Raw genomic sequence first — 24,211 nt, 5'->3', positions numbered from 1 at the left:
GGCTTTGCGCGGCGTCTAGGGGTCTTGCAGAAAGCGCGGCGTGAGCAACTTGATCGTCGGTTGCTTGGGCAGGTCTCTGAGGCTCACCGTCATCGAGGAGCCAGCCCCACGCTCGATAAGATATTCATCTGACATCCCTGTCAGAAAGGCCTCCAGAGTCCAGCTCTCAAACCAATGCATTGGGATCACAACCTGAGCCTTCAGCTTTCGCAGTACCCGCATCATGGTTGCCACATCAAGGCTCATGCCTCCGTCCACCGCGGCCATCACCACATCCAGCCGCCCAATTGCTGCATATTGCGCCGCATTTGGCTCGTGATGCAGATGCCCCAGATGCCCTATACACAGCCCAGCAACTTCGAAAATGAAGATGGAATTGCCCTTTTCTTCCACCCCACCGTAGCTGCGAATGTCGGTCGATACATTGCGCACAAGCATCGCACCCAGATCAAGGTGGTGCTCTATCCCCAGCCCATAGTCGCCCCATCCCGGCAAAACATGCGGGATTTCTGGATCTGGGTTGGCGGTCCAGTGGGTGCCATGGGCATGGTTCATGGTCACAACATCCGGCACAAAATCCGTGGTGCCCAGAAAACCGGTATAGTCGGTCACCGCATCAATCCCATCCGCGCTCTGAATCAGAAAAGAGGCATGGTGAATATAGCTGATACGCACCGAATGCTCCGCCACCGGATCGCGAAAGGACGCTTTGTGCAGATAAGTCACGCCCGGCGCTTCTGCCAAGGCAATACAATGACTTGGCCGTCGTTCCTGTGCTGCAACCACCCCGCTCCCAAGTGCCAAAGCCACGCACAGCCCCATGAGAAATCGCATTCTGCCTTCCTCCATCAGATCACCTGAAATCGGAGGATAGCAGACTTACGCCCGTTTGGCGCGTGCTTCATGCGGCGTCGCTTTAAGTGCGCCGCGCAAGCACCAAAAATAAGAGGAAAAAAGGCTAAACCTGTCCCGCCAGCGTGCGCCCACGGCGATCATGGCGCAGCGCCGCATAAAGCACATGGGTCCGCCAACGGCCGTTGATCTGCAGATAACTCTGCGCCACGCCCTCGTACTTAAAGCCGGACTTCTCCAACACCCCACGGCTCGCGACATTTTCCGGCAGGCAGGCCGCCTCAATTCGGCTGAGGTCAAGACGCGAAAAAGCATGATGCACAACAGCTTCGATTGCTTCGCTCATGTAGCCGTTGCGTGCAAAACGTTCGCCCACCCAATAGCCCAGCGTCCCTGCCTGCGCGGGCCCACGCCGGATATTGTCAAGCGTGATCGCGCCCAAAAGCCGATCATCTTCGCGGCGGAAGATGAACAACGGCACCGCTGTGTCGCCAGAGATCGACCGCTGCGCCCAATACACCCGGTTTGTAAAGCTCTTCCGGCTCAAATGGGTGCTGGCCCAGACCGGCTCCCACGGTGTGAGAAATTCTTCGCTTTCACTGCGCAATATCGCCCATTCGCGAAAATCGGCATGAATCGGCGGACGCAGGGTCAGCCGATCCGTCTCGATCCGCACCTTGCGCCGCGTCATCAACATCAGGCAGCGCGCCTGTCTTCCAATGCCTCCAGCGCAGGTGCACCAGACACCGGCCCATAGAGCGCCATCGCAGTGCGCGCCTTCGACGCGATTTGCTCGGCAAAACCGCGCACATCCGCATCGCTCACAGCATCAATACGAGTCACCGTCTCTGAGAGGCTCGGAATCTTGCCCCAGATCGCCAGCATCCGCGCCAGACGCTCTGCGCGGCTGGATGGGCTCTCAAGCCCCATCAGAAGGCCTGCCTTCATCTGCGTACGCGCCCGCGCAATCTCTTTGGCCGACATATCATCCGCCGCGCGCTTCAGCTCATCGATGGTGATCTCAGCAAGTTCCGCGATCTGCGCACCGGACGTGCCCGCATAAATCGTGGTCATCCCGGTATCGGCATAGGCCCCGGTTTGCGCAAAAATCGAGTAACACAGGCCACGTTTTTCGCGCACTTCCTGGAACAGGCGGCTCGACATGCCGCCTCCAAGAGCGGTCGAATAGATCTGCGCCGTGTAAATTTCAGGGCTGCAATAGTCAGGGCTTTCAAACCCGATTGCAAAATGCGCCTGCTCCAGCGCCTTTTCCGTGCGGTACTCACCGCCAGCAAATTGTGCTGGCACAATCTCAATTTCTGGGCCGCGCTCCAGATGACCAAACATCTCTTCCGCCATGCGCACGATCTCATCGTGATCCACGCCACCCGCAGCTGCCAGGATCATACGCTCAGGCCGGTAATGCTCGGTCACAAACCCAGCCAGATCATCACGGCTGAAGCTGCGCACATGATCGCCCTCACCCAAGATGGTGCGGCCCATAGGCTGGTTGGGATAGGCCCGTTCCTGCAGCCAGTCAAAGATCACATCATCTGGTGTGTCCAGCGCTTGGCCGATCTCTTGCAGGATCACGCCGCGCTCCACTTCAATCTCATTGGGATCAAAGATCGGGTTCAGCACGATATCCCCGACAACGTCCATCGCCAGTGCCACATCGTTTTTCAGCACGCGCGCGTAGTAGGCTGTGACCTCGCGACTGGTGTAGGCATTGATATAGCCGCCCACATCCTCAATCGTTTCGGCAATCTCCAGCGCATTGCGCCGCTTGGTGCCTTTAAACGCCATATGCTCCAGAAAATGCGCAATGCCATTCTGCGGCGCACGCTCGTGACGGCCACCGGCACTTACCCAGATCCCGATCGAGGCGCTTTCCAGCCCCGGCATATGTTCAGTAGCGATGCGAAACCCGTTTGAAAGGGTGTGAAGTTGAACTGTCAACGTTGTGCAATCCGTTCCTGTACCAGCGCTTCAAGCGCCTGAAGATCGTTTGGAACGCGGGTCACGCGCTCCTCTTTGTCCATCATATCCACCATATGTGGCGGAAGTGTGGGCCGAGCCCCCATCGCGGCCTCCACAGCATCCGGGAATTTTGCCGGATGGGCTGTGGCCAATGTCACCATGGGCGTTTCGCCCAGATAGGCATTCGCAACCTTCACGCCAACCGCAGAGTGCGGACAAAGCACCTCACCACAGGATTGATAAGAGTCTGTTATCGTCGTAGTGGTCTCTTCTTCAGAGGCGCGGCCACTGTCAAAATGCTCTCTCAGCGTCTCCATCGCGCCCTGACTGATCGCAAAAGAGCCGTCTTTCAGCTCTTCCATCAGCTGCGCCACAGCCCCGCCATCGCGGCCATAGGCATCAAACAGCGCGCGCTCAAAGTTGGAGCTCACCTGAATATCCATAGACGGGCTGATCGACGGCGTCACACCCTCTTTGGTATAAGCGCCACTCTCCATCGTACGATGCAAGATATCGTTCTGGTTGGTTGCGATCACAAGCCGATCAATCGGTAGGCCCATCTTCTTGGCGATATAGCCTGCGAAAATGTCGCCAAAATTGCCGGTTGGCACGGTGAAGCTCACCTTGCGATGCGGTGCGCCCAGGCTCACGGCAGAGGTGAAGTAATATACCACCTGCGCCAGCACCCGCGCCCAGTTGATCGAATTCACGCCCGCGAGTTTCACACCATCACGGAACTCAAAATCGTTGAACATGTCCTTCAGGCGCGCCTGACAATCGTCAAAGTCGCCATCCAGCGCCAGCGCGTGCACGTTGCTGTCTGCCGGCGTGGTCATCTGTTTGCGCTGAATGTCCGACACACGGCCATGCGGGAACAGGATAAACACATCCACATTTTCCAGCCCTCGGAAGGCCTCAATCGCGGCAGAACCGGTATCGCCAGAGGTCGCTCCGACGATGGTCACACGTTCATTGCGGCGCGCCAGCGAAAACTGGAACAGCTGGCCAATCAGCTGCATGGCAAAGTCTTTAAACGCCAGTGTCGGACCGTGGAACAGCTCCATCAAGTAATGGTTTGGCGCCAGCTGTACCAAAGGCGCGCGCGCCTCATGGCGGAAGTTTGCATAGGCCCGCGCGATGATGCCCTTGAATTCTTCATCCGTGAACGCATCGCCCACAAAGGGCCGCATCACGGTGAACGCCACCTCTTCGTAAGACTTCCCAGCCATCGCCGCGATCTCGTCCGCACTGAGCGACGGGATGGTCTCAGGCACATAAAGCCCGCCATCACGCGCGAGACCAGTCAGCATCGCCTCTTCAAAGCTCAGCTCCGGGGCATTTCCGCGGGTCGAAATGTATTTCACGTCTCTTCAGCCTTTTTGGTTTTGCGCATCCGGCGCAGGTAATACAGCGTCATCGCCACCCAGACAATCGCAAGTCCGAACCATGTGATGACATATTCAAGGTGATTGTTGGGAATGGCGGCATTGTCCACCGGCAATGGGGTCACTTTGGGCGTGTTGTCGCTGATCTCGCGCACAATCACAAGTACGGGATCCGCATCCAAAGCCGCTGCCATCTCGTCCACATCGCGCGCAAACCAGATATTTGCGCCCTTATCATTGGCCGGTGTATAGCTGTCGCGCTCTTCTGGCCAATGCAGATTGCCGATGATCTCAGTCGCAAATGCAGGCCGCGCTGCCTCTTTGTCAGCGGTCCTGATCCATCCCCGGTCCACCATGATGCGGCGGCCATCCTCTGTCTCAAAGGCGCTCACGACGCGGTACACCGCGCCCACTTCTCGCGTGCTCGCCAACAGATGGATTTCATCTCCCGTGACCGTGCCGCGCAGATGTACCGGAAGGTATCTATCAGCTTCTGGATCAATGGTCTGCGGCAGGGCCACAGGCGCGCTTGCGATCCGCGCTTCGATGTCCGCAAGAACCCCTTCTTTCCACATCAGTCGCTGCATCTGCCAGACGCCCAGCGACACAAGCACAACCGTGCCCAAAATGCCAAAGAACAGCGGCCAGAACAGTCGACGCAATGAAGGGTCCTTTCAAAGCATAATCGCGGCAGGAAGCCCCACCGCGATTTGCTTTAAGCCTATCCACACCAAAGGATCAACCTTTTGTGGTGTGTCAAATCGGAGCGATTACTGCCCCCAGACATAGATTGCTGCAAACAGGAACAGCCAAACCACATCCACAAAGTGCCAGTACCAGGCCGCCGCCTCAAATCCGACGTGCTTTTCTTTGGTGAAGTGCCCCGCGTTCAAGCGCAGCAGGCACACCAGCAGGAAGATGGTGCCAATGATCACATGCGCCCCGTGGAAGCCAGTCGCCATAAAGAACGAGGCACCGTAGATGTTGCCCGCAAAGCCAAAGGCGGCGTGGCTGTATTCATACGCCTGGAAAACGGTGAAGATCACGCCCAGCCCCACGGCAAGGATCAAGCCCATCTTCATGTCCTGACGGTTGTCTTCATGCGCCAGCGCATGGTGCGCCCAAGTCGCCGCACAGCCGGAGCACAGCAGGATCAACGTGTTGATCAGCGGCAGGTGCCATGGATCAAAGGTCTCGATGCCCGCGGGCGGCCACACACCGTCCACTGCAGGGCTATCGGGGCCCATTGGGTACATTGCGTGCTTAAAGAAGGTCCAGAACCACGCCGAGAAGAACATGACTTCGGACATGATAAACAGAATGAAGCCATAACGCAGGCCGATTTGCACCACCGGTGTGTGGTCGCCAACCTTGCTTTCGGCCACAACATCTGCCCACCAACAGAACATCACCCCCAGCACGGCCACAAGGCCGATCAGGAACATCCAAGGTCCACTGTCATGCATCCAGAGCACAGCCCCAAACAGCATAAAAAAGCCGCCAACAGAGCCTAGAAACGGCCACCAGGAGGGGGCCAAAATGTGATAGTCGTGATTTTTAGCGTGCGCCATATTAGATATTCCCTCGTTGGCCGGCTTGCTTTCTTGTCGTTTTGCCCAGTTCGTTAGTTTTGGTCAGTCGTGCCTGTCACCGTCAAGCCATCGGACGGTTCAGCTGCCAATGCGGCGAGCTCTTCAGGCAAGTCTGTTTCGTAAAATGTGTATCCCAAAGTGATCACCTTCAGATGTTTGGCATCGCGGTCATCCACGATCTCAGGATCCACAAAGAAGCTTACAGGCATCATCACCCGTTCGCCGGGCTGCAGCACCTGCTCTTCAAAGCAGAAGCAATCAATCTTTGTGAAAAATCCGCCCCCTTCATAGGGCGCCACATTGTAACTTGCGGTGCCGGCAACCGGGCGGTTGGTTGGATTGTAGGCCTCATAGAACGCAAGGCCAGTTTCGCCAATGCGCACTTCCATTTCGCGCTGCATCGGCTTGAAGTCCCACGGCATATCCCGCTCTGTGGAGGCATCAAAGCGCACTTTAATGGTGCGATCCAAAATCACATCGCTGCCAGTTTCGGCCGTGCTGGTCACACCGCCAAAGCCGGTGACCCTGCAAAACCAGTCATAAAACGGCACGGATGCCCATGCCAGAGCCCCCATCAACGTCACAACGCCAACAGTCTGCACCAGCGTTTTTGTCTTGGGATCCATCGCCATCACCCAGTCCTCTGGATGCTGGCATTTTCGGGCTCATAATCGCCGCGTGTGACCTTCACGACAGTCAGGCCAAACACAATAAAAATGAAACTCACAAGCACCAGCGCCACGCCGAGATTACGGCCAAACCGGCGCTTGTGTAGATCATGCTCCTCCCGAAAACTCATGGTCTACCAGCCTCCTAAGCCATAGGGCGCCAAGGCGGCTTCGCCCAAAATCGCCCCGAAATGTAGGAAAAGATACAACAGAGAAAGCTTAAAGAAGCTCTTTTCGCGCGCGTAATCATCCGCCTCTGACATCGCTTCGTCACGGCGCCAGATGGAAATTGCGCCCGCAACAAACAACACATTCAACAGAAGCGCCGTCGCCAGATACAGCGGGCCACCAACGCCCGTGAAACCCATGCCAATCGCCGCCACAGCCAAGAGCAACGTGTAGACCAGAATATGATTGCGCGTGGCACGCCGCCCGTGGGTCACGTGCAGCATCGGCACCCCTGCGTCCTTGTAATCAGACTTCATGAACAGACACAGCGCCCAGAAATGCGGCGGGGTCCACATAAACGTCAATGTGAACATCAGCACGCTTTCAATCGAAATGCCGCCTGTCACCACAGCCCAGCCGATCATGGGAGGGAAGGCCCCAGCCGCCCCGCCAATCACGATGTTCTGCGGCGTCCAGCGCTTGAGCCACATGGTGTAGATCACAACGTAGAAAAAGATGGTGAACGCCAGAAGTGCAGCCGCCACCCAGTTCGCCGCCAGGCCAAGCATCACAACGGAAAACCCGGACAAGGCAACGCCAAACGCAAGCGCCTCACCTTCCGTGACCTTTCCGGCCGGGATGGGGCGACTTTGGGTACGCTTCATCACGCGGTCAATGTCCGAATCGTACCACATGTTCAACGCGCCAGATGCGCCACCGCCCACCGCGATAAACAGGATCGCACAGAAGGCGACAAACGGATGTACAGAGCCGGGCGCGGCCAGCAACCCCACAGCGGCCGTAAACACAACCAGCGACATCACGCGCGGCTTAAGTAGCGCGAAATAATCACCAAATTCTGCGTCACCGGTGCTGGCTTGCGTGTTGAGGCTTGCGTCGCTCATGGATCGTCCTGTTCTTCAAAAGGCGGGCAGTGCCTGCACGCCTTGTCATTTTTGATGGGGAGAGTGCTGTGCTCGCCCAATATCGTGGGGTGGCGTGCCTCAGTCTGCAGAGGCGACCTTTACACCCGGAAGCGTGGTGATGTCACCCGCATATTCTTCGATCGCGCCCTTCAGCCAGTCGTTGTACTCAGCTTCAGAAACAACCTGCACTGTGATCGGCATATAGGCATGGTCCTTGCCGCAAAGCTCAGAACACTGGCCAAAGAAAATGCCTTCGCGTTCCGCTTTGAACCAAAGCTGGGCGATACGACCAGGCACCGCATCTTGCTTCACACCAAACGATGGGATGGTCCAGCTATGGATCACATCCGCACCAGTCACGTCCATCACCACGGTCTTGCCAACAGGGACAACCACTTTGGTGTCGGTTGCGAGCAGATACTCATCTTCGTTGTAGCCGTTCTCCGCAAGCGCCTCTTTGCCCAGCAAGAAGCTGTCAAACTCAAACTCGTGATCGGTATATTCATAGCCCCAGTACCACTGGTACCCTGTGACTTTGATGTGCACGTCGCCTTCTGGGATTTCCTGCTGATTGAACAGAACCGGCAGGCTGTTTGCACCAATGAACAACAAGATAAGGATCGGGCCCAGTGTCCAGGCGATCTCAAGCGGCGTGTTGTGCGTGAAAGCTGAGGGCTCCGGGTTATTGCGGCGGCTGAAGCGCACCATGCAATACAGAATCAAAGCAGTCACAAAAATCACGATCACTGTGATGATCACAAGGATCAACCAATCCAAAGAGTGAATTTGCCGTGCAAGCTCTGTCGCTGCGGGTTGAAACCCTGTGGCTTGGGGCACGGGCTTGCCAATGGTCTCAGCGCTCTGCGCAAGTGCTGAGGTGGCGGAAGTAGCTGCCGTTAGGCCCAGGAATGTCGATATTCGTCGCATGTCTCACCCTGATCGGTTGCGTTTTATTTTGCCGTTTGTTTTCGGAGTGCCTGCTCTATGAGCACAACCCCGCTGTTATTTTAGCACCAGAAACCATATTCTAGGTCTCAAATAAAGATCGAAGCTTGCGGCAAACGGACGCTTTTTTGATCTAGATCAAATAAAGAGGCACCATAGGTCATGGCCGAAAACCACTTCAAACCCTTTGAAAACAAAGTCGATGAGCACACCGCCCTGCGACTCTTGCGCGCAGCCACCGATGGCGCAGAGGACGGAGAGCTGTTTTTGGAGCGTCGCAGCTCCGAAGCATTGGTTTTTGACGATGGACGCCTCAAAACCGCCAGTTATGACGCTGCCGAAGGATTCGGCCTGCGGGCTGTGAATGGCGAAGTCTCAGGCTATGCGCACGCCTCCGAGATCAGCGAAGCGGCCATCAAACGCGCCGTAGAAACCGCGCGCCTCGCCGTTGGCGCAGGGGGCGGCACACTGGCTGCGGGTCCCCTGCCCACCAATCGCAAACTTTACACAGACGCCGACCCCATCGGCGGAATCGATTTCCCTGTAAAAATCGAAACCCTGCGCGAGATCGACACCTTTGCCCGCGATCTTGACCCCCGTGTCGTCCAAGTCTCCGCAACGTTGGCCGCATCTCATCAGGAAGTGGTGATCCTGCGCCCAGACGGCAGCCAGATCACCGATGTGCGCCCCATGACGCGGGTAAACGTCTCTGTCATCGTCGAAGAAAACGGGCGCCGCGAAAGCGGCTCCGCGGGCGGCGGCGGGCGTATCGGCTTGGACGGTTTGCTAGATCCAGCGGACTGGCAGGCCAAAACCCGCGAAGCTCTGCGCGTCGCTTGCGTCAATCTCTCTGCCATCCCGGCCCCAGCTGGCCCGATGGAAGTGGTGCTTGGCCCGGGCTGGCCCGGCATTCTGCTGCATGAGGCTGTGGGCCACGGCCTTGAAGGCGACTTCAATCGCAAAGGCAGCTCGAAATTTGCAGGCATGATCGGCCAGCAGGTCGCCGCCAAAGGCGTGACTGTCATCGATGATGGCACCATCCCGGATCGCCGTGGCTCCATCACCGTCGATGACGAAGGCACGCCGTCAGGCAAAACCACGCTGATCGAAGATGGGATTCTGGTGGGGTATATGCAGGATCGTCAAAATGCGCGCCTTATGGGGGTGGCCCCAACTGGCAACGGGCGTCGCGAAAGCTATGCGCATGCGCCCATGCCGCGGATGACCAACACTTATATGGAGGGCGGCAGCTCTGACCCCGCCGATCTGGTGGCCTCGCTGAAGGATGGCATCTACGCCGTAGGATTTGGCGGCGGTCAGGTGGATATCACCAATGGCAAATTCGTTTTCTCCTGCACCGAGGCCTATCGCGTAGAAAACGGCAAAGTCGGCGCACCCGTCAAAGGTGCAACTTTGATTGGCGATGGCGCCACCGCAATGATGCAGATCAAAGGGCTCGGCAATGATATGGCGCTGGATCCGGGTATGGGCAATTGCGGCAAAGCTGGCCAATGGGTGCCGGTCGGCGTTGGCCAACCCACTGTTTTAATGGAAGGTTTGACCGTGGGTGGCTCAGCGACCTGACACGCTAGACAACTTAACAGGGCAATCACTCAGAAAAATTTTAGCAGAAACTGCGATTTTCTTTCCTTGGTTTACGCCCTGTTAACCACTGTCGCCATAATTATTCCTTGCAAGCAGGCGGAGTTGCGGATGACCGAAGATCGAATTTCTTCCACTCACCCCCAAATCCCACCCACCACGGAGGAAGCGCGATTACTGCGGCTTCGCCTCTTGCGATCCCGACGCGTCGGGGCCATCACCTTCCACAGATTGATAGCAGAACACGGCTCAGCGGAGGCTGCGCTTGACGCCTTGCCCGGTATTGCCCGAGCGGCGGGGGTGGCACGCTACACAGCCAAGTCCCGCGAAGATGCAGAACGTGAACTGAATGACGGCCGCGCCACAGGAGCGCGGCCGATCTTTTTTGGGGAGCCGGATTACCCCCCGCTGCTGGCAGAAATCCCAGATGCGCCGCCCATGCTTTGGGCTCAGGGCAAAACCGAGCTGCTTCAAAAACCTGCCGTCGCCGTGATTGGGGCGCGCAACGCCTCCTCTCTTGGTCTGCGCATGGCGACCCGCCTAGCCAAAGAATTGGGGGACGCGGGCTACATCATCGTATCCGGCCTTGCACGCGGCATCGACGCCGCCGCCCATCAGGCCGCTCTCAGCACCGGCACGATTGCTGTTTACGCGGGTGGGCTTGCACGCCCCTACCCCGCCCAGAACATCTCCCTTGCAAACGACATTGGCACGCACGGCGTCTGCGTGTCAGAGCAGCCCCCCGCAATGGAGCCACGCGCGCGCCATTTTCCAGCCCGCAACCGCATCATTTCCGGCCTTGTGCGCGCCGTTATCGTGGTAGAGGCCGCTTCGAAATCCGGCAGCCTTTTGACCGCGCGCATTGCACTGGATCAGGGGCGCGATGTGCTTGCCGTCCCCGGCCACCCGTTTGATGCCCGCGCCGCAGGCGCCAACATCCTCATCCGGGACGGTGCCACACTCATTCGCGGTGCAGATGACGTGCTCGAAGTGTTCAGCACACTACCGATGCAGCCCCCCATGCGGTCCGCACGCGACACTCCTCAGAAGACAGAACAACCCAATATCCCCACCGATACCGCACCGAAACCTGCACGCAATCTGCGCGATACAGCCGCGCTGCACGCCGAAATCCTTGGGCGCCTCGGCCCCTCCCCGCTCAGCGAGGATCAACTCGTGCGGGATCTGTCCCTGCCCCCGCAAATCTTAACCCCAGCACTGCTGGACCTTGAGGTCAGCGGCAAAATCAACCGTCTTTCCGGCGGCTTGCTCTCCAAAAACTGACATCGAAGCCAAATCAAGCTCCCCGACGGCCAAGCGCCCTCGCCCCGCGCGCGCCCAACAAAAGCGCAGCGCATTCACTCAAAAATGACGATAAAAACCACCATGGATTGACAATCCCCCCTTTCGCCCCACATTTTTCGCCGCCATAAGGCTCGCGCCGAGTCGAGAGGAAATTTCATGCCAGTAGTCGTCGTAGAATCCCCAGCCAAAGCCAAAACAATCAATAAATACTTAGGCTCAGACTACACAGTTCTGGCGTCTTACGGCCACGTTCGCGACCTCCCAGCCAAAGACGGCTCGGTTGACACTGACAACGAGTTTGACATGACATGGGAAGTCGGCACCGACAGCCGCAAACATGTCAAAGCGATTGCCGATGCTTTGAAAGAAGACAACGCGCTCATTCTCGCAACCGACCCCGATCGCGAAGGAGAGGCGATCAGCTGGCACCTTGAGGAAGCCCTGCGCAAACGCCGCGCCATCAAAAAAGATACCCCCGTATCGCGCGTGGTGTTCAACGCCATCACCAAGGCCGCTGTGACCGAGGCGATGCAAAACCCACGTCAGGTGGATCAGCCGCTGGTGGATGCCTATCTCGCCCGCCGGGCGCTCGACTATCTTGTGGGGTTCAACCTCTCCCCCGTGCTCTGGCGCAAACTGCCCGGCGCGCGCTCTGCAGGCCGCGTGCAATCGGTTTGCCTGCGCCTCATCGTTGAGCGGGAGATGGAAATCGAGGCGTTCAACGCCCGTGAATACTGGTCCGTGAAAGCCCTGCTCGCCACCCCACGTGGCAAAGAGTTTGAGGCCCGCCTCACCGTTTTGGGCGGTGAGAAGCTTGACAAATACGCACTGGAAAACAGCACCGCTGCTGAACTGGCCGTTCAAGCCATTCAGTCCCGCGACCTGTCCGTGGCGCGCGTGGAGGCCAAACCCGCCTCCCGCAACCCGTCGGCCCCATTCATGACCTCCACGCTGCAGCAGGAGGCCAGCCGCAAATTCTCCATGGGTGCGCGCCAATGCATGAGCGCCGCCCAGCGCCTCTATGAGGCCGGCTACATCACCTATATGCGGACCGACGGAATCGACATGGCACCCGAGGCTGTGGCCGCCGCCCGCGACGCGATCCAGACGCTTTATGGCGACGACTACGTGCCCAAAGAGCCGCGCATTTACAAAAACAAAGCCAAAAACGCGCAAGAAGCGCACGAGTGTATCCGTCCGACGGATATGATGCGCAAACCCGATGACCTGAAAGTCACCGACGCCGACCAGCGCAAGCTTTACGATCTGATCTGGAAGCGCACGCTGGCCTGCCAAATGGCCGGTGCCCGCATGGAGCGCACCACGGTCGACATCGCCTCTGACGATCAACAGGTCGAGCTGCGCGCCACCGGTCAGGTGGTGCTGTTTGACGGCTTTATGCGCGTCTATGAAGAAGGCCGCGACGATCAGGTCGTCGATGATGATGACAAGCGCCTGCCTCAGATCATGCAGGGCGAAAAGGCCGACAAACGCACCGTGACCCCAGAGCAGCATTTCACCCAGCCACCGCCCCGCTACACCGAGGCGACGCTGGTGAAAAAGATGGAAGAGCTCGGCATTGGCCGCCCTTCCACCTACGCCTCCGTGATCACAACAATTCAGGATCGCGAATACGTCCGCAAAGACAAAAACCGCCTCTTCCCAGAGGATAAGGGCCGCATCGTCACGATCTTCCTTTTGAACTTCTTCCGCACCTATGTCGGCTATGAGTTCACCGCGAACCTCGAAGAAGAGCTCGATGACGTCTCCGCAGGCAACCGCGACTACAAAAACGTGCTCGCACGCTTCTGGAAAGATTTTTCGGCCGCCATCGGCGAAACCAGCGAGCTGCGCATCTCTGAGGTGCTTGACGTGCTGGATGACGCGCTAGCGCCACAGCTCTATCCACCCCGCGAAGACGGCTCCGATCCGCGTGTCTGCCCGAAATGCGGCAACGGCCAGCTGCACCTCAAAAGTTCCCGCACCGGCGGCTTTGTCGGCTGCGGCAACTACCCCGAATGCACCTACACCCGCCCAATTGCGGGCGAAGGCGCAGACGGTGATGAGCGTGTGCTCGGCGAAGACGCTGGGGATGAGATCTGGCTCAAGGCCGGTCGCTTTGGCCCCTATGTGCAACGTGGTGAGCCCACGCCTGAAAACAAAAAGCCGCCACGTGCCTCCCTCCCGCGAGGATGGAACAAGGACGACATGGACCTCGCCAAGGCCCTGACGCTCCTGTCCCTGCCCCGCGAAATTGGCATGCACCCCGAAGGCGGCATGATCACCTCCAACTTTGGCCGTTTCGGCCCTTACGTGATGCACCAGCTGCCCGATGACGCAAAGCCGGTCTACGCCAACCTCAAAGACCCCAACGATGTCTTTGAAATCGGCATGAACCACGCGGTCGAGCTGCTGACTGAAAAGCGCAACAACCCGGGCCGTCGCGGCGGCGGCGCAGCCGCCAAACCGCTGCGCGAGCTGGGCGAACACCCCGATGACGGCGGCGCGGTCAACATCATGGACGGCCGCTATGGCGCTTATGTGAAATGGGAAAAAGTCAACGCCACCATCCCTAAAGAGGTGGAAGTGGCCGACGTGACCATGGAGCAGGCGGTCCAATGGATCGCCGAAAAAGCGGCCAAGAAAAAGCCCGCGCGCAAGAAAGCGGCCCCCAAGAAAACCGCTGCAAAAAAGAAAGCGCCCGCCAAGAAAACAGCGGCCAAGAAAACCACAACCAAAAAGGCGGCTGACACAGAATAAGCTACCCCCATCCAAAGAAAGGCCCCCACGCGGGGCCTTTTGTTTTTTTGAGGCCTGCCCCGCAAAGCCGGTCACCCATTTTGGGTCGGGCACGCCCGGGTGTTAGACCTCTATCCGCAGGTGCGAACTCGGAGGCCGCTTCACAAACTCTTCCTCCACAGCCTGCAACACCCGCCGCTGCCCCCCAAAAGAAACCATTTCCCGCGCCGCATCAAAACTTGCCCAGCAACAGGCGCTGTGCTCGTGGTTCAAAACAACCTGCGCCTCCGGGTCAATCACCGCCACAAACACCGGTGCAATCATCAACGCATCCTGCTTGGGCTCATAGAACTGCTCACAAATATCTCCGGAATAAAGCGTACGTGGCACGAGCCCTGTTTCCTCACGCAGCTCTCTGAGCGCCGCTTGCCACGCGGTTTCCTCCGCCTCAATCCGCCCCGCGACCTGACACCATGTGTTTGCTGGGTAGGAAATGCGCTTCAAAAGCAAGACCTCAGCCCCGCTTGCCGTGGTCCTGATCGCCAGCAGCGAGACAAAATCGGTGAAAATGGGGATGTTGGGCATGGCTCAGAACTCTTCGTGGCGCGGCCCTCTCAGTGAACACCGCCACCGCCCATTTACCAACAGCTGATATCCCCCCATCCAAACGTCATTCTGTCGCAAATACTCCGGGGAGCGTGAGGAGCCGGGCCCTCGTCCCGCCACCTCAAACGCCCCCGTAGTAATACGCCTTTGCCCCTGCCATCGTTGACTCCCTCCTGACGCGCCGTCACAACTTTGCACAATTTCCGACCCTAGGGAGAGAGACCTATGAAAAAGGTATATGCCAATGCCGCAGACGCGCTTGAGGGCGTGCTGTCTGACGGCATGTTCATCGCCTCAGGCGGCTTTGGCCTCTGCGGCATTCCGGAGCTGCTGCTCAACGCCATCAAAGACAGCGGCGTCAAAGATCTGACCTTTGCCTCCAACAACGCAGGCGTTGATGATTTTGGCATCGGCATCCTGCTGCAGACCAAGCAAGTCAAAAAGATGATCAGCTCTTATGTGGGCGAGAACGCGGAATTCATGCGCCAGTATCTCTCCGGCGAGCTGGAGCTGGAATTCAACCCGCAGGGCACGCTGGCCGAGCGCATGCGCGCCGGTGGTGCGGGCATTCCGGGCTTTTTCACCAAGACCGGCGTGGGCACCGTGATTGCCGAGGGCAAACTGGAAAAACAATTTCCAACCGGGCCGGATGGCGCGATGGAAGACTACATCATGGAAGAGGGCATCTTTGCCGATCTGGCCATTGTGAAGGCGTGGAAAGCCGATGAAACCGGCAATCTGGTGTTCCGCAAAACCGCCCGCAACTTCAACGCGCCTGCCGCCACCTGCGGCAAGATCTGCATCGCTGAGGTTGAGGAAATCGTGCCCACCGGATCGCTGGATCCGGACGCGATCCACCTGCCCGGCATCTACGTGCACCGCATCATCGCCGGCGCGCATGAAAACCGTATCGAACAGCGCACAACGCGCCCGCGCGAGGAGGCATAAAATGGCTTGGGATCGCAATCAAATGGCGGCACGCGCCGCACAGGAACTTCAAGACGGCTGGTATGTGAACCTCGGCATCGGCATCCCGACGCTGGTGTCCAACTACATCCCCGAAGGTGTTGAAGTCACACTGCAATCTGAAAACGGCATGCTCGGCATGGGCCCTTTCCCTTTTGAGGGAGATGAGGACGCAGACCTGATCAACGCTGGCAAACAGACAATCACCGAACTGCCGCAAACCGCCTATTTTGACAGCGCGCAAAGCTTTGCGATGATCCGTGGCGGCAAAATCGCCATGGCCATCCTCGGCGCGATGGAAGTGGCGGAAAACGGCGATCTGGCGAACTGGATGATCCCCGGCAAGCTGGTGAAAGGCATGGGCGGCGCGATGGATCTGGTGGCCGGTGTCGGCCGCGTGGTGGTGGTGATGGATCACGCCAACAAGCACGGCCAGTCCAAAGTGCTAAAAGAATGCACCCTGCCGCTGACCGGCAAAGGCGTGGTCGACCGCATCATCACCAATCTCGGCGTGCTCGATGTGGTCGAAGGAGGCCTGAAATTGGTGGAACTGGCCGAGGGCGTATCCGAGGAAGAGTTCCGCGCCGCAACCGAAGCCACTTTGGTCAACTGAGCAATTTGCAAAACTGTTCAGGCACCCCACAGGTGCCTGACGCTCCGATCACCGATACACGTGTCTCTGCGGTATGTAGGCAACAGCCGCTTTCAGCCTAAAAACAATCTGCCTCCACTCTGCAACGCTTTATGTCAGCATATTTTTCGCGCTTACGGACCTTGCTGTCTGTTAGGCCCAGCGGTCTTAGAGTGCCTATGCGCACAGGTATAGGCACAGCCGCCGCGCGCCAAACGTCTCCGGACGCACCCCATGCACAGCGCTTGGCCAACGCCATTTGCGTCCACAGCGGGCACAAAATATGCGGTGTGCGTCAAACCTGTCGCGATGTCGGTCTGTCAGCTGCCAAATTTGGCCACATCTTCACTGCCCTGCAAAGGCGTGTTTGCTTCACTGCCCTGCAAAGGCGTGTTTGCATTGCTGTGTTTGGAAAACTCCCACAGTAGATCTAGCAAGTCCTCTTTTTTGAAGGGTTTGGACAGAACCGCATCCATGTTGCTCGCCAGATAGGTTTCGCGATCTTCACGACTGGCATTGGCAGTCAGCGCAATGATCGGCGTGGTAGGCAAGCCATGCAGCAATTCGAAATCGCGAATCCGTTGCGTCGCTTCCAAACCACCCATTACAGGCATCGAAATGTCCATCAGCACCGCAGAAAACCCGCGATCCGTCTGAAAGGCCTCCACCGCTTCCTTGCCATTCACACAGAACACAATCTCAACGTGCTCTTTCTTGAACAATTTTTCCAAAACCAGGCGATTGACCCGATTGTCATCTGCCGCAAGCAGCCGAAGTTCGGGCAGACCAGAAGGCCCGGAAACCGCACTTACGTCTGCCTCAGGCTCAGGGCACAGACGGTCCACCAATGTGGAATTGGTCATCAGCGGATTGAGCCAAGGGTGGTGCCCGCACCCTGCGTCGACCGAACCGATGTCAAAAACCAGGCAGTCCCCATTATCCGCCGCAACGCACGCCCTCCCAAAGACAAGCAGTGCATCGAGGTCAGACTGTGGCGGCACTGCGTCCGGCGACGTAAAAATGGTCACCTCTGCGCCAAGATAGGCCAAGCGTTCGGCCCAATACTGCGCCGTTTTCAAGTGTGGGACATCATTCTCTGGTACGAAAACTGCGCATCGTTTTCCGGAAAGACTGTGGACAGGCGCCTGAGCGCAGTGGGCCGTGCTTAGCGGCAAGGTTATCGAAAATGTTGTGCCTTCCCCTAAAGTGGACGTCACCCCAATTTCGCCGTCCATCACATCCACCAGCCCCTTGGTGATCGCCAAACCAAGCCCGCTGCCATCAAATGTACGCGTGGCAGAATTGTCCACCTGCTTGAAAGCTTCAAAAACCCGGTCAATTTTATCGGCGGCGATGCCGACCCCACTGTCGGCCACATGCAGGGTGAAACGCTCCGATGTTTCCGTGTCCGTGCGCTCAAGGGTGACCCGTACATGCCCGCGCAGCGTAAATTTATTGGCGTTCCCCACAACATTCAGCAAAATCTGTCGCAGCCGTTTCGCATCAGACCAGATCACGCGTGGCATGTCCGCGCCAACCGCGACCTCAAAAGCGACCTCCGGCTTTTCCAATCCCTGCTTTACAAGCCCCACAACCTCATAGACCAGATCGTCTATGAACACAGGTTCGGTCGATGTCTCAAACTGATTGGCCTCAAGTTTGGAAAAATCCAGAATGTCATTGATGATCCCCACCAGAGCCAGCCCAGAGGAGCGGATCACATCCACAGTTTCGCGCGCCTCCGCGGTTAAATCTTCTGACAAAAGCACTTCAGACATGCCAATGATGCCATTCATCGGCGTTCTGATCTCATGGCTCATATTCGCGAGGAACCGGCTCTTGGTTCTGTTGGCCTCCTCCGCAGCATGCACCGCGCGATTGAGCTTGGCTTCGTGTTCTTTCTGGCGCGTGGTGTCTCTTTCAACCGCTATCATACGCAGCAGCTGCCCCTGTTCATCCAGCACCGGATTGATGGCGATATCCACCCAATAGGGCCGTCCGTCTTTGGCATAGTTCACCAATTCGACGGACACCGGATTCCCAAGGTCAAGATTGCGGGACATATCGGCAATCACCGCAGGGTCAGACTCTGGCCCTTGCAGGAAATCGCCAGGTGCGCGCCCAAAAACCTCTGCCAATGTGTAACCCGTCAAACGTTCAAAGGCAGGATTCACCCAAGTGATCCGCCGTTGTTTGTCGGTGATCACCACCGCGTCGTTGGAGCGGATGGCAACCTCTGATAACTCGCGCTGTTTTTCTTCCAGAATTTCCATCTCACGCTTGGCGTGTTGCAGCGCCTGCACCGGGCGCACCAGCAAGCGATGACCGAGAAATGACATGGCAGGAGCCGTCAGCAGCAAGATCCCAAAAATGGCCCAGGTCAGTGAGCGCAACAAATCGTGACGCGCCAGATCCAAAGCCTGCGCATCCCACTGCACATGCAGAAAAAAGCCCACATCCTGCAAGGCACTGGCAAACCGCCACTGCCCCGGTTGCTCTTCCGAGGTTGGTAAGATCCAGAGCTCTGTGGCTTTTGGGGGCATAATTTGTGCCGGCAAGGCCCAAGCTGCATCAACAGCAACAATCACGCCTTCAACCGCGCCATTTGCCAACACAGGCGTCGCCACCAGAAGCGCAGGCTGATTGTTCAGATAGGCGACATCAAACAGCCTGCGCTCTTGCAAAATCACCCGTTCAGCCAACGCAGCCGCCCGGTCTGTGAGGCGCGTCGACAGCGCGCCTGTGTCATCCAGCCGATAAATTTCTTCGGGAAAGAAATCAAAAACAACAACACCATCCAGAGGTTTCACCTCGAAGTAGCTGCGAAAGATCGCCTCCGTGAAACTATCGCCTGTTGCATCGCCCAAAACCCTGTTCACGATTGCCGGTTGTGCCGCCAAAAACGACAGACTCAAGCCAAGTTGATCCATTTGAGCGTTCAACCGCTCTGCCAGCGCATCCCCTTCTGCCCGCGCAAACTCTTGCTGGGAGGTCAGCGTCTGCTCAGAGACTGACAGGCGCACCACCGCGCTGGTGAATGCGCCCGAGGCCAGCGATCCCAGCACAACAAATATGTTGAACACCAATGTGTAGCGAAAGGAACGACCCATGGCTCAGAAACTGTCGGCTCGGGCCGTCACAATCCGATCGTCAGCATCAAAGCGCGCCATACAGAAATCGCCAACATCGAGCGCCTCATGGGCGTCCGGATTGTCTGGCGCGTAAGGAGAAAAGGGGGAGGAATAGCTGCGCAACAGCCCTGAGATGGGCCCCTCGATCTGGGTCATCGCTGCCACAAACATTGCCCTCTGGGTGGCAATATCTGCGCGAGGGTCAACCTGCCTCAGCGCCTCAATCAGCAAAAGCCCCAGATCAAAACCATGGAAAAAACCCGCTGGGGCGCGCAAGTAGCCGTTGGCATCAAAATCCTCCCGATAGGTGCGCGCCACCGTTTCCAGCCGCTCCGCGGTCAATGCGTCGCCCGTATCAAAATCAAAACATGGCTGGATGAAGGTCAGCGCCAGCTCATCGCGCACCTGCGCCGGGACTTGCGTCTCAAAATTGCCGCCTGTGACGCCCCAGTGGCTGTAAATGCGCAGCGCCATCTGTGTCTCGCTGAGCGCTGCGAAAATCGTGGCAGCATCTGCCGAATTGCCGACATAGATTGCGCAATCACTGCCTGCCATATCCAAATCACGCGCCAAAGACACCGCATCCGCCATGCTCAGATTTCCCGCAAAATACCGAACAGTATATGCCTCAAATCCAAGCGTTTGCATTTCAGACACCATGGTTTTTTCGTTGGATTCCCCCCAACCGGACCGCCACAGAACAAGGCTGACATTTTGACACTGATCGGTCTCTACGGCTTGTGGCACAATGATTTTTGCGGCTTTGGAATCATCCAGTGACAGCCGGAAAATGCTGTTCCGTTCGGTCTCTGACCGCGTCAGTGGTGCGGCGGCAGACCAGGGCAAAACCAACGGGATGCCATTTTCATTGACATAGTCTTTTGCGCGCAAATAGGGCGGCGAATGCAGCCCCCCCACCACGGCAATCGCCTCCGGGTCGGTCAAAAACTGTTGCAAATGGCGTTGGGAACGGCGCGCATTGGCGCGGTGATCAAGCACCACAAATTCAACGACCCGCCCGTCAATCACATGACCGACCTCATCAAACGCCGCGCGCATCCCCACCTCGATGGCCCGCGCAGAGGCATAATTGGAGGTGCGATCCGCATCCAGATAAAGTTTAACAGACTCCGCAGAGGCCGCCCCTGACAGGGCACCTATCAGCGCGCACAACAGCGCAAAAACACGTAAAACCATAACAACACCGAAACAAAACAAGCACTCTCAACATGAACAGAGTAAGAACAAAACCTTAACAAAACCTCTAGACTTGCGGTCAAACGGCGAAGGGTTGCAGGCTCTTTTCGAAATTAGCCAAAAACTCCAACGTCAAAACCGAAGTCGATTTGTGGTTCGGCCAGATCAACGACAACCGATGCGTCAGATTGCCGGTATAAGGCCGATAAGAGACCCCGCGCCCGACATATTCGCGCGCATCCAGCTCACTCAAGACAGAGACGCACACGCCCTTGGCCGCCAATTCGCAGGCACAGGTGAACTGACGGGTTTCAATGAAGCTGTCCATGGCGACATCTTCGCGTTCCAACGATTCGCGCAAACGCAGATAAAACTCACTGCCAATGCGATCATGGGCAATCCGCTCCCCTGCCAAATCACTGGGGGTCACCACATCCAGCGCCTCAAGCCGGTGCCCTTCGGGAAAGACACAGACACAGCGGATCGGGATGGTTTTGCTGTTGAGCGCATGGTGCGGGCGAAATGTATCGGTGATGCCACAGTCATACTGCTCGCCAATCACCCAGTCCAGGATGCGCTCAGGGCGGTCAGGCTCAATTGTCACCGTTACATTTGGGCGGGCCTCCAGAAAATCTGCAACCACGGTTGGCAGATGGCTGGTTGAAAACCCGGGCAGACACGCGATTTTCAAATGGCCGCTGGTGCCACCCTGAATGTTGTGACGCAAGTTCCTGATCTGCTCCATCGAGCTGAAAATACGCTCGATTTCCGGCAGCAGATACTGCGCCTCGCGCGTCAAAACCATGCGGCGACCAGAGCGCACAAACAAAGGGTATCCAAGCTCCTTTGCCAGATCCGACAGCAGGCGGCTCACCGCAGGTTGTGAAATGTTCATGGCCTTGGCGGTCAGGCTGATCGTACCGCTTTCCCCCAACAGGCCAAGGGCCTGAAGCTGTCGAATGCGCAATGGCTCTATGGCGGTCATGAAGATGCTGTCCCTTGGTCGCTCTCGCAAAATCTTTTAGTATAATGACATACTATATGTAACAGTAATAATAATGTTGAATTATAGATGCGACTGCGGCACCCTTTGCGCTGTCCGGTCAGGTGGCGATTCACTCACACCTGGGGAAGAGAAAGGGAGTGCACCGCGTACAGATGAACCGTCGGCCTGGAGCGTCAGGGCGCAATCTGATCAGCGCCTGAAACAATCCAGCTTGATGATTTGCACAGGGGCACGCCTCACCAGCAACACAGGGAAAAACACGATGTTTGCAAATTTTGAAAAGCTCGGCGTCGCGGCTGTCACCGCAACCGCCATTTATGCGCTACCTATGGCTGCTGGCGCAGACACACTGCGCCTGCTGACGTGGGGCGGCTACGCGCCTGAAGAGGTCATCGCGAAGTTTGAGGCAGAAACCGGCCACACTGTTGAGGTGACCACCTCCAACAACGAAGAGATGATTGCAAAACTGCGCGCCACCAACGGCGGCGGCTTTGATCTGGCACAGCCCAGCCAAGACCGCATCACCAGCGCGCAGGAAGAGTTTGGCATCTATAAGCCAATCGACATGTCCCGCATCAAATCAGAGCTGTTCATCCCGTCCATGCTCGCCGCAACTGCGGAAAACTCCACTTTTGACGGAGAAGTCTACGGCTTGCCACATGTCTGGGGCACCAGCGGCCTGGTTGTGAACACCGCCAAAGCAGGCGAAGTGACCGACTACACCGATCTGTGCGAGGCTTCTGTGTCTGGCAAAGTGTCCTACCGCCTGAAGCGCCCAACCCTGATCGGCTTTGCCTACTCCATGGGCCTTGACCCATTTGCAGCCTATGATGATGCAGCCGCCTATCAGGAAATCCTCGATCAGGTCGAAGCAAAGCTGATCGACTGTAAGCCAAACGTCAAAACCTATTGGGGTGGCGGTGATGAAATCAAACAACTGCTGCGCTCTGGCGAAGTGATCGCCTCCATGGCGTGGGACACCGGCGGATGGCAGCTGAACGCCGATGATGCGGACATCACCTTTGTCGCCCCAGAAGCCGGTGCGCTTGGTTGGATCGACACCTTTGTTCTGCCCACACGTGGCCGCGCCGATGATGCCGCCTATGACTGGATCAACTTTGTGATGCGCCCTGACATCGCTTCGATGATCACCAACACCGCAGGCAACTTCACCGCCGCTGTAGATGGCGATGCCGGTGTGAATGCCGATCTGAAAGCACGCTATCAGGGCAGCTTTGATCAGGCGGCGATTGACAACATCAAATGGTACCCACCGGTGCCAGCAGGTCTGGAAGCACTGGAAGGTGCCACTCTGGATCGCGTGAACGCAGCGAAATAAACCACTCTAAACCATTGCAAAGGGTGCCCCTCGTGGGCGCCCTTTCACCAATTTTGAGGCCCCCAGTGACCAACAGCACCCCCGATCTCTCCTGCAGCAATCTGGTGAAAGACTTCACCGATTTCCGCGCCGTCGACGGCATCAGCTTTGACGTGCCCAAAGGATCGTTTTTCTCCATCCTTGGCCCCTCCGGCTGCGGCAAGACCACGCTGCTGCGCATGATTGCAGGCTTTCAGTCCCCCACCAGCGGCGATCTGCGGATCAAAGGCACCTCCATGATTGGCGTGCCGCCCAACAAACGCCCCGTGTCCATGGTGTTTCAGCACCTCGCGCTGTTCCCAACCATGAACATTGGCGACAATGTCGGCTTTGGCCTGCGCCAGCGCGGTGTTGGCAAAAAAGAGATTGGCAAGCGTGTCGATGAAGCTCTGGAACGCGTCGGCCTGCCCGGTGTGGCCAAGCGCCGTGTGGATCAGCTCTCCGGGGGTCAGCGCCAGCGCGTGGCCATCGCCCGCTGCATGGTACTTGAGCCCGATGTGCTTCTGCTGGATGAGCCGCTCGGCGCGCTGGATCTCAAACTGCGCGAACATATGAAGGTGGAGCTCAAGGCGCTTCAGGCCGCGTTTGACACCACCTTCGTATACATCACTCACGACCAATCCGAAGCCTTGGTGATGAGCGACAACATCGCCGTGATGAACAAAGGCCGCTTTGAGCAGGTGGGCACGCCTCATGAGGTTTACCACGCCCCGCAAACCGCCTTTGTTGCGGGCTTCGTTGGCGAAGCCAACAAGTTGTCCGCAAAAGTCACCGCAACCAACGGCGCCATGCTCTCGCTCGTGACCGATGCAGGCAGCGAAGTGCAGGTGTCTGCGCCCAACGCGGGCCTCGCTGTTGGTCAAAAAGCGCAAATCTTCCTGCGCCCCGAAGCGATTGACCTTTTGCCCATCGGCACCGCGCAACAGCCCGGCAGCAACGCCTCCGAAGGCGTGGTGGAAACCGTGCTCTTTAATGGCGCAAACAGCTCTGTCACCGTGCGCGACGCCGCTGGCGGCCTGATCAGCGCAGCCCTGCCCCAGACCGGCGCGCTCGCGAACCTGAAAAAAGGCGACCGGCTGATCACACGCTGGAGCGCCGAACAGGCCCGCTGTTATGCAGCGCAGGAGCAGTAAG

Annotated in this window: 21 protein-coding genes; 7 read left to right on the top strand and 14 right to left on the bottom strand. The window is 57.6% G+C overall.

Going from position 1 to position 24,211, the window contains the following annotated elements:
• Positions 1-15: 15 nt before the first annotated feature.
• The 10 genes from PJL69_RS00630 to coxB form a co-directional block, all read right to left on the bottom strand.
• Positions 16-834, bottom strand: coding sequence for an MBL fold metallo-hydrolase (locus tag PJL69_RS00630; protein WP_271307942.1), 819 nt, complete (start codon positions 832-834; stop codon positions 16-18).
• 124 nt (positions 835-958) lie between these two features.
• Positions 959-1,549: a GNAT family N-acetyltransferase gene (locus tag PJL69_RS00625; RefSeq protein ID WP_209097607.1), complete on the bottom strand. Its 591-nt coding sequence runs from the start codon at positions 1,547-1,549 to the stop codon at positions 959-961.
• A complete protein-coding gene (locus PJL69_RS00620) occupies positions 1,549-2,811 on the bottom strand; it encodes a M16 family metallopeptidase (protein ID WP_271307941.1) in 1,263 nt (420 codons plus the stop codon). The genes PJL69_RS00625 and PJL69_RS00620 overlap by 1 nt, the downstream gene beginning before the upstream one ends.
• Positions 2,808-4,196, bottom strand: coding sequence for a threonine synthase (gene thrC / locus PJL69_RS00615; RefSeq protein WP_271307940.1), 1,389 nt, complete (start codon positions 4,194-4,196; stop codon positions 2,808-2,810). Before thrC ends, PJL69_RS00620 begins: the two co-directional genes overlap by 4 nt.
• Positions 4,193-4,879 carry an SURF1 family protein gene (locus PJL69_RS00610; protein ID WP_271307939.1) on the bottom strand — a complete coding sequence of 229 codons (687 nt, stop codon included), beginning with the start codon at positions 4,877-4,879 and terminating at the stop codon, positions 4,193-4,195. Before PJL69_RS00610 ends, thrC begins: the two co-directional genes overlap by 4 nt.
• Positions 4,880-4,987: 108 nt before the next feature.
• Positions 4,988-5,788 (bottom strand): cytochrome c oxidase subunit 3, encoded by an 801-nt coding sequence (locus PJL69_RS00605; RefSeq protein WP_271307938.1) that lies wholly within the window; start codon positions 5,786-5,788, stop codon positions 4,988-4,990.
• Between the two features lie 53 nt (positions 5,789-5,841).
• A complete protein-coding gene (locus PJL69_RS00600; RefSeq protein WP_271307937.1) occupies positions 5,842-6,441 on the bottom strand; it encodes a cytochrome c oxidase assembly protein in 600 nt (199 codons plus the stop codon).
• Positions 6,441-6,608: a hypothetical protein gene (locus tag PJL69_RS00595; RefSeq protein WP_209097613.1), complete on the bottom strand. Its 168-nt coding sequence runs from the start codon at positions 6,606-6,608 to the stop codon at positions 6,441-6,443. Before PJL69_RS00595 ends, PJL69_RS00600 begins: the two co-directional genes overlap by 1 nt.
• 3 nt (positions 6,609-6,611) lie before the next feature.
• Positions 6,612-7,550, bottom strand: coding sequence for a heme o synthase (cyoE, locus tag PJL69_RS00590; protein ID WP_271307936.1), 939 nt, complete (start codon positions 7,548-7,550; stop codon positions 6,612-6,614).
• A gap of 99 nt (positions 7,551-7,649) precedes the next feature.
• Positions 7,650-8,498: a cytochrome c oxidase subunit II gene (gene coxB / locus PJL69_RS00585; RefSeq protein ID WP_271307935.1), complete on the bottom strand. Its 849-nt coding sequence runs from the start codon at positions 8,496-8,498 to the stop codon at positions 7,650-7,652.
• 180 nt (positions 8,499-8,678) lie between these two features.
• Here coxB and tldD point away from each other — a divergent pair, with 180 nt between their 5' ends.
• The 3 genes from tldD to topA all read left to right on the top strand — a co-directional run bounded on the left by tldD (position 8,679) and on the right by topA (position 14,183).
• Positions 8,679-10,100, top strand: coding sequence for a metalloprotease TldD (tldD, locus tag PJL69_RS00580; RefSeq protein WP_271307934.1), 1,422 nt, complete (start codon positions 8,679-8,681; stop codon positions 10,098-10,100).
• Positions 10,101-10,229: 129 nt separating this feature from the next.
• On the top strand, positions 10,230-11,402 hold the full coding sequence (gene dprA, locus PJL69_RS00575) for a DNA-processing protein DprA (protein ID WP_271307933.1): 1,173 nt from the start codon (positions 10,230-10,232) through the stop codon (positions 11,400-11,402).
• A 177-nt stretch (positions 11,403-11,579) separates the two neighbouring features.
• Positions 11,580-14,183 carry a type I DNA topoisomerase gene (gene topA, locus PJL69_RS00570; protein WP_271307932.1) on the top strand — a complete coding sequence of 868 codons (2,604 nt, stop codon included), beginning with the start codon at positions 11,580-11,582 and terminating at the stop codon, positions 14,181-14,183.
• 102 nt (positions 14,184-14,285) lie between these two features.
• Here the strand turns inward: topA and PJL69_RS00565 are convergent, their stop codons facing one another.
• Positions 14,286-14,747 (bottom strand): NUDIX hydrolase, encoded by a 462-nt coding sequence (locus tag PJL69_RS00565; protein WP_271307931.1) that lies wholly within the window; start codon positions 14,745-14,747, stop codon positions 14,286-14,288.
• Between the two features lie 246 nt (positions 14,748-14,993).
• On the opposite strand from PJL69_RS00565, the gene PJL69_RS00560 reads away from it, so the two are divergent.
• Positions 14,994-15,716, top strand: a complete 723-nt coding sequence (locus PJL69_RS00560; protein WP_271307930.1) for a CoA transferase subunit A — start codon at positions 14,994-14,996, stop codon at positions 15,714-15,716.
• A 1-nt stretch (position 15,717) separates the two neighbouring features.
• A complete protein-coding gene (locus PJL69_RS00555; protein WP_271307929.1) occupies positions 15,718-16,347 on the top strand; it encodes a 3-oxoacid CoA-transferase subunit B in 630 nt (209 codons plus the stop codon).
• A gap of 338 nt (positions 16,348-16,685) precedes the next feature.
• On the opposite strand, the gene PJL69_RS00550 is transcribed toward PJL69_RS00555, so the two are convergent.
• The 3 genes from PJL69_RS00550 to PJL69_RS00540 all read right to left on the bottom strand — a co-directional run bounded on the left by PJL69_RS00550 (position 16,686) and on the right by PJL69_RS00540 (position 21,678).
• Complete coding sequence (locus PJL69_RS00550; RefSeq protein WP_271307928.1) at positions 16,686-19,475, bottom strand: hybrid sensor histidine kinase/response regulator; 2,790 nt, start codon at positions 19,473-19,475, stop codon at positions 16,686-16,688.
• A 3-nt stretch (positions 19,476-19,478) separates the two neighbouring features.
• Positions 19,479-20,693 (bottom strand): ABC transporter substrate-binding protein, encoded by a 1,215-nt coding sequence (locus PJL69_RS00545; protein ID WP_271307927.1) that lies wholly within the window; start codon positions 20,691-20,693, stop codon positions 19,479-19,481.
• A 79-nt stretch (positions 20,694-20,772) separates the two neighbouring features.
• The gene (locus tag PJL69_RS00540; protein ID WP_271307926.1) at positions 20,773-21,678 is read right to left on the bottom strand and encodes a LysR family transcriptional regulator; all 906 of its coding nucleotides are present in this window, start codon (positions 21,676-21,678) and stop codon (positions 20,773-20,775) included.
• Positions 21,679-22,027: 349 nt separating this feature from the next.
• On the opposite strand from PJL69_RS00540, the gene PJL69_RS00535 reads away from it, so the two are divergent.
• Positions 22,028-23,038, top strand: coding sequence for an extracellular solute-binding protein (locus PJL69_RS00535; RefSeq protein ID WP_441347454.1), 1,011 nt, complete (start codon positions 22,028-22,030; stop codon positions 23,036-23,038).
• 65 nt (positions 23,039-23,103) lie between these two features.
• Positions 23,104-24,210: an ABC transporter ATP-binding protein gene (locus tag PJL69_RS00530; RefSeq protein ID WP_271307924.1), complete on the top strand. Its 1,107-nt coding sequence runs from the start codon at positions 23,104-23,106 to the stop codon at positions 24,208-24,210.
• Position 24,211 lies beyond the last annotated feature (1 nt).

Origin of the sequence: Shimia sp. MMG029, assembly GCF_027947445.1 — a bacterium.
GTDB lineage: Bacteria > Pseudomonadota > Alphaproteobacteria > Rhodobacterales > Rhodobacteraceae > Shimia.
Note: the sequence above shows the minus strand (reverse complement) of the source record. Positions and strands in the feature narration are given on the sequence as shown.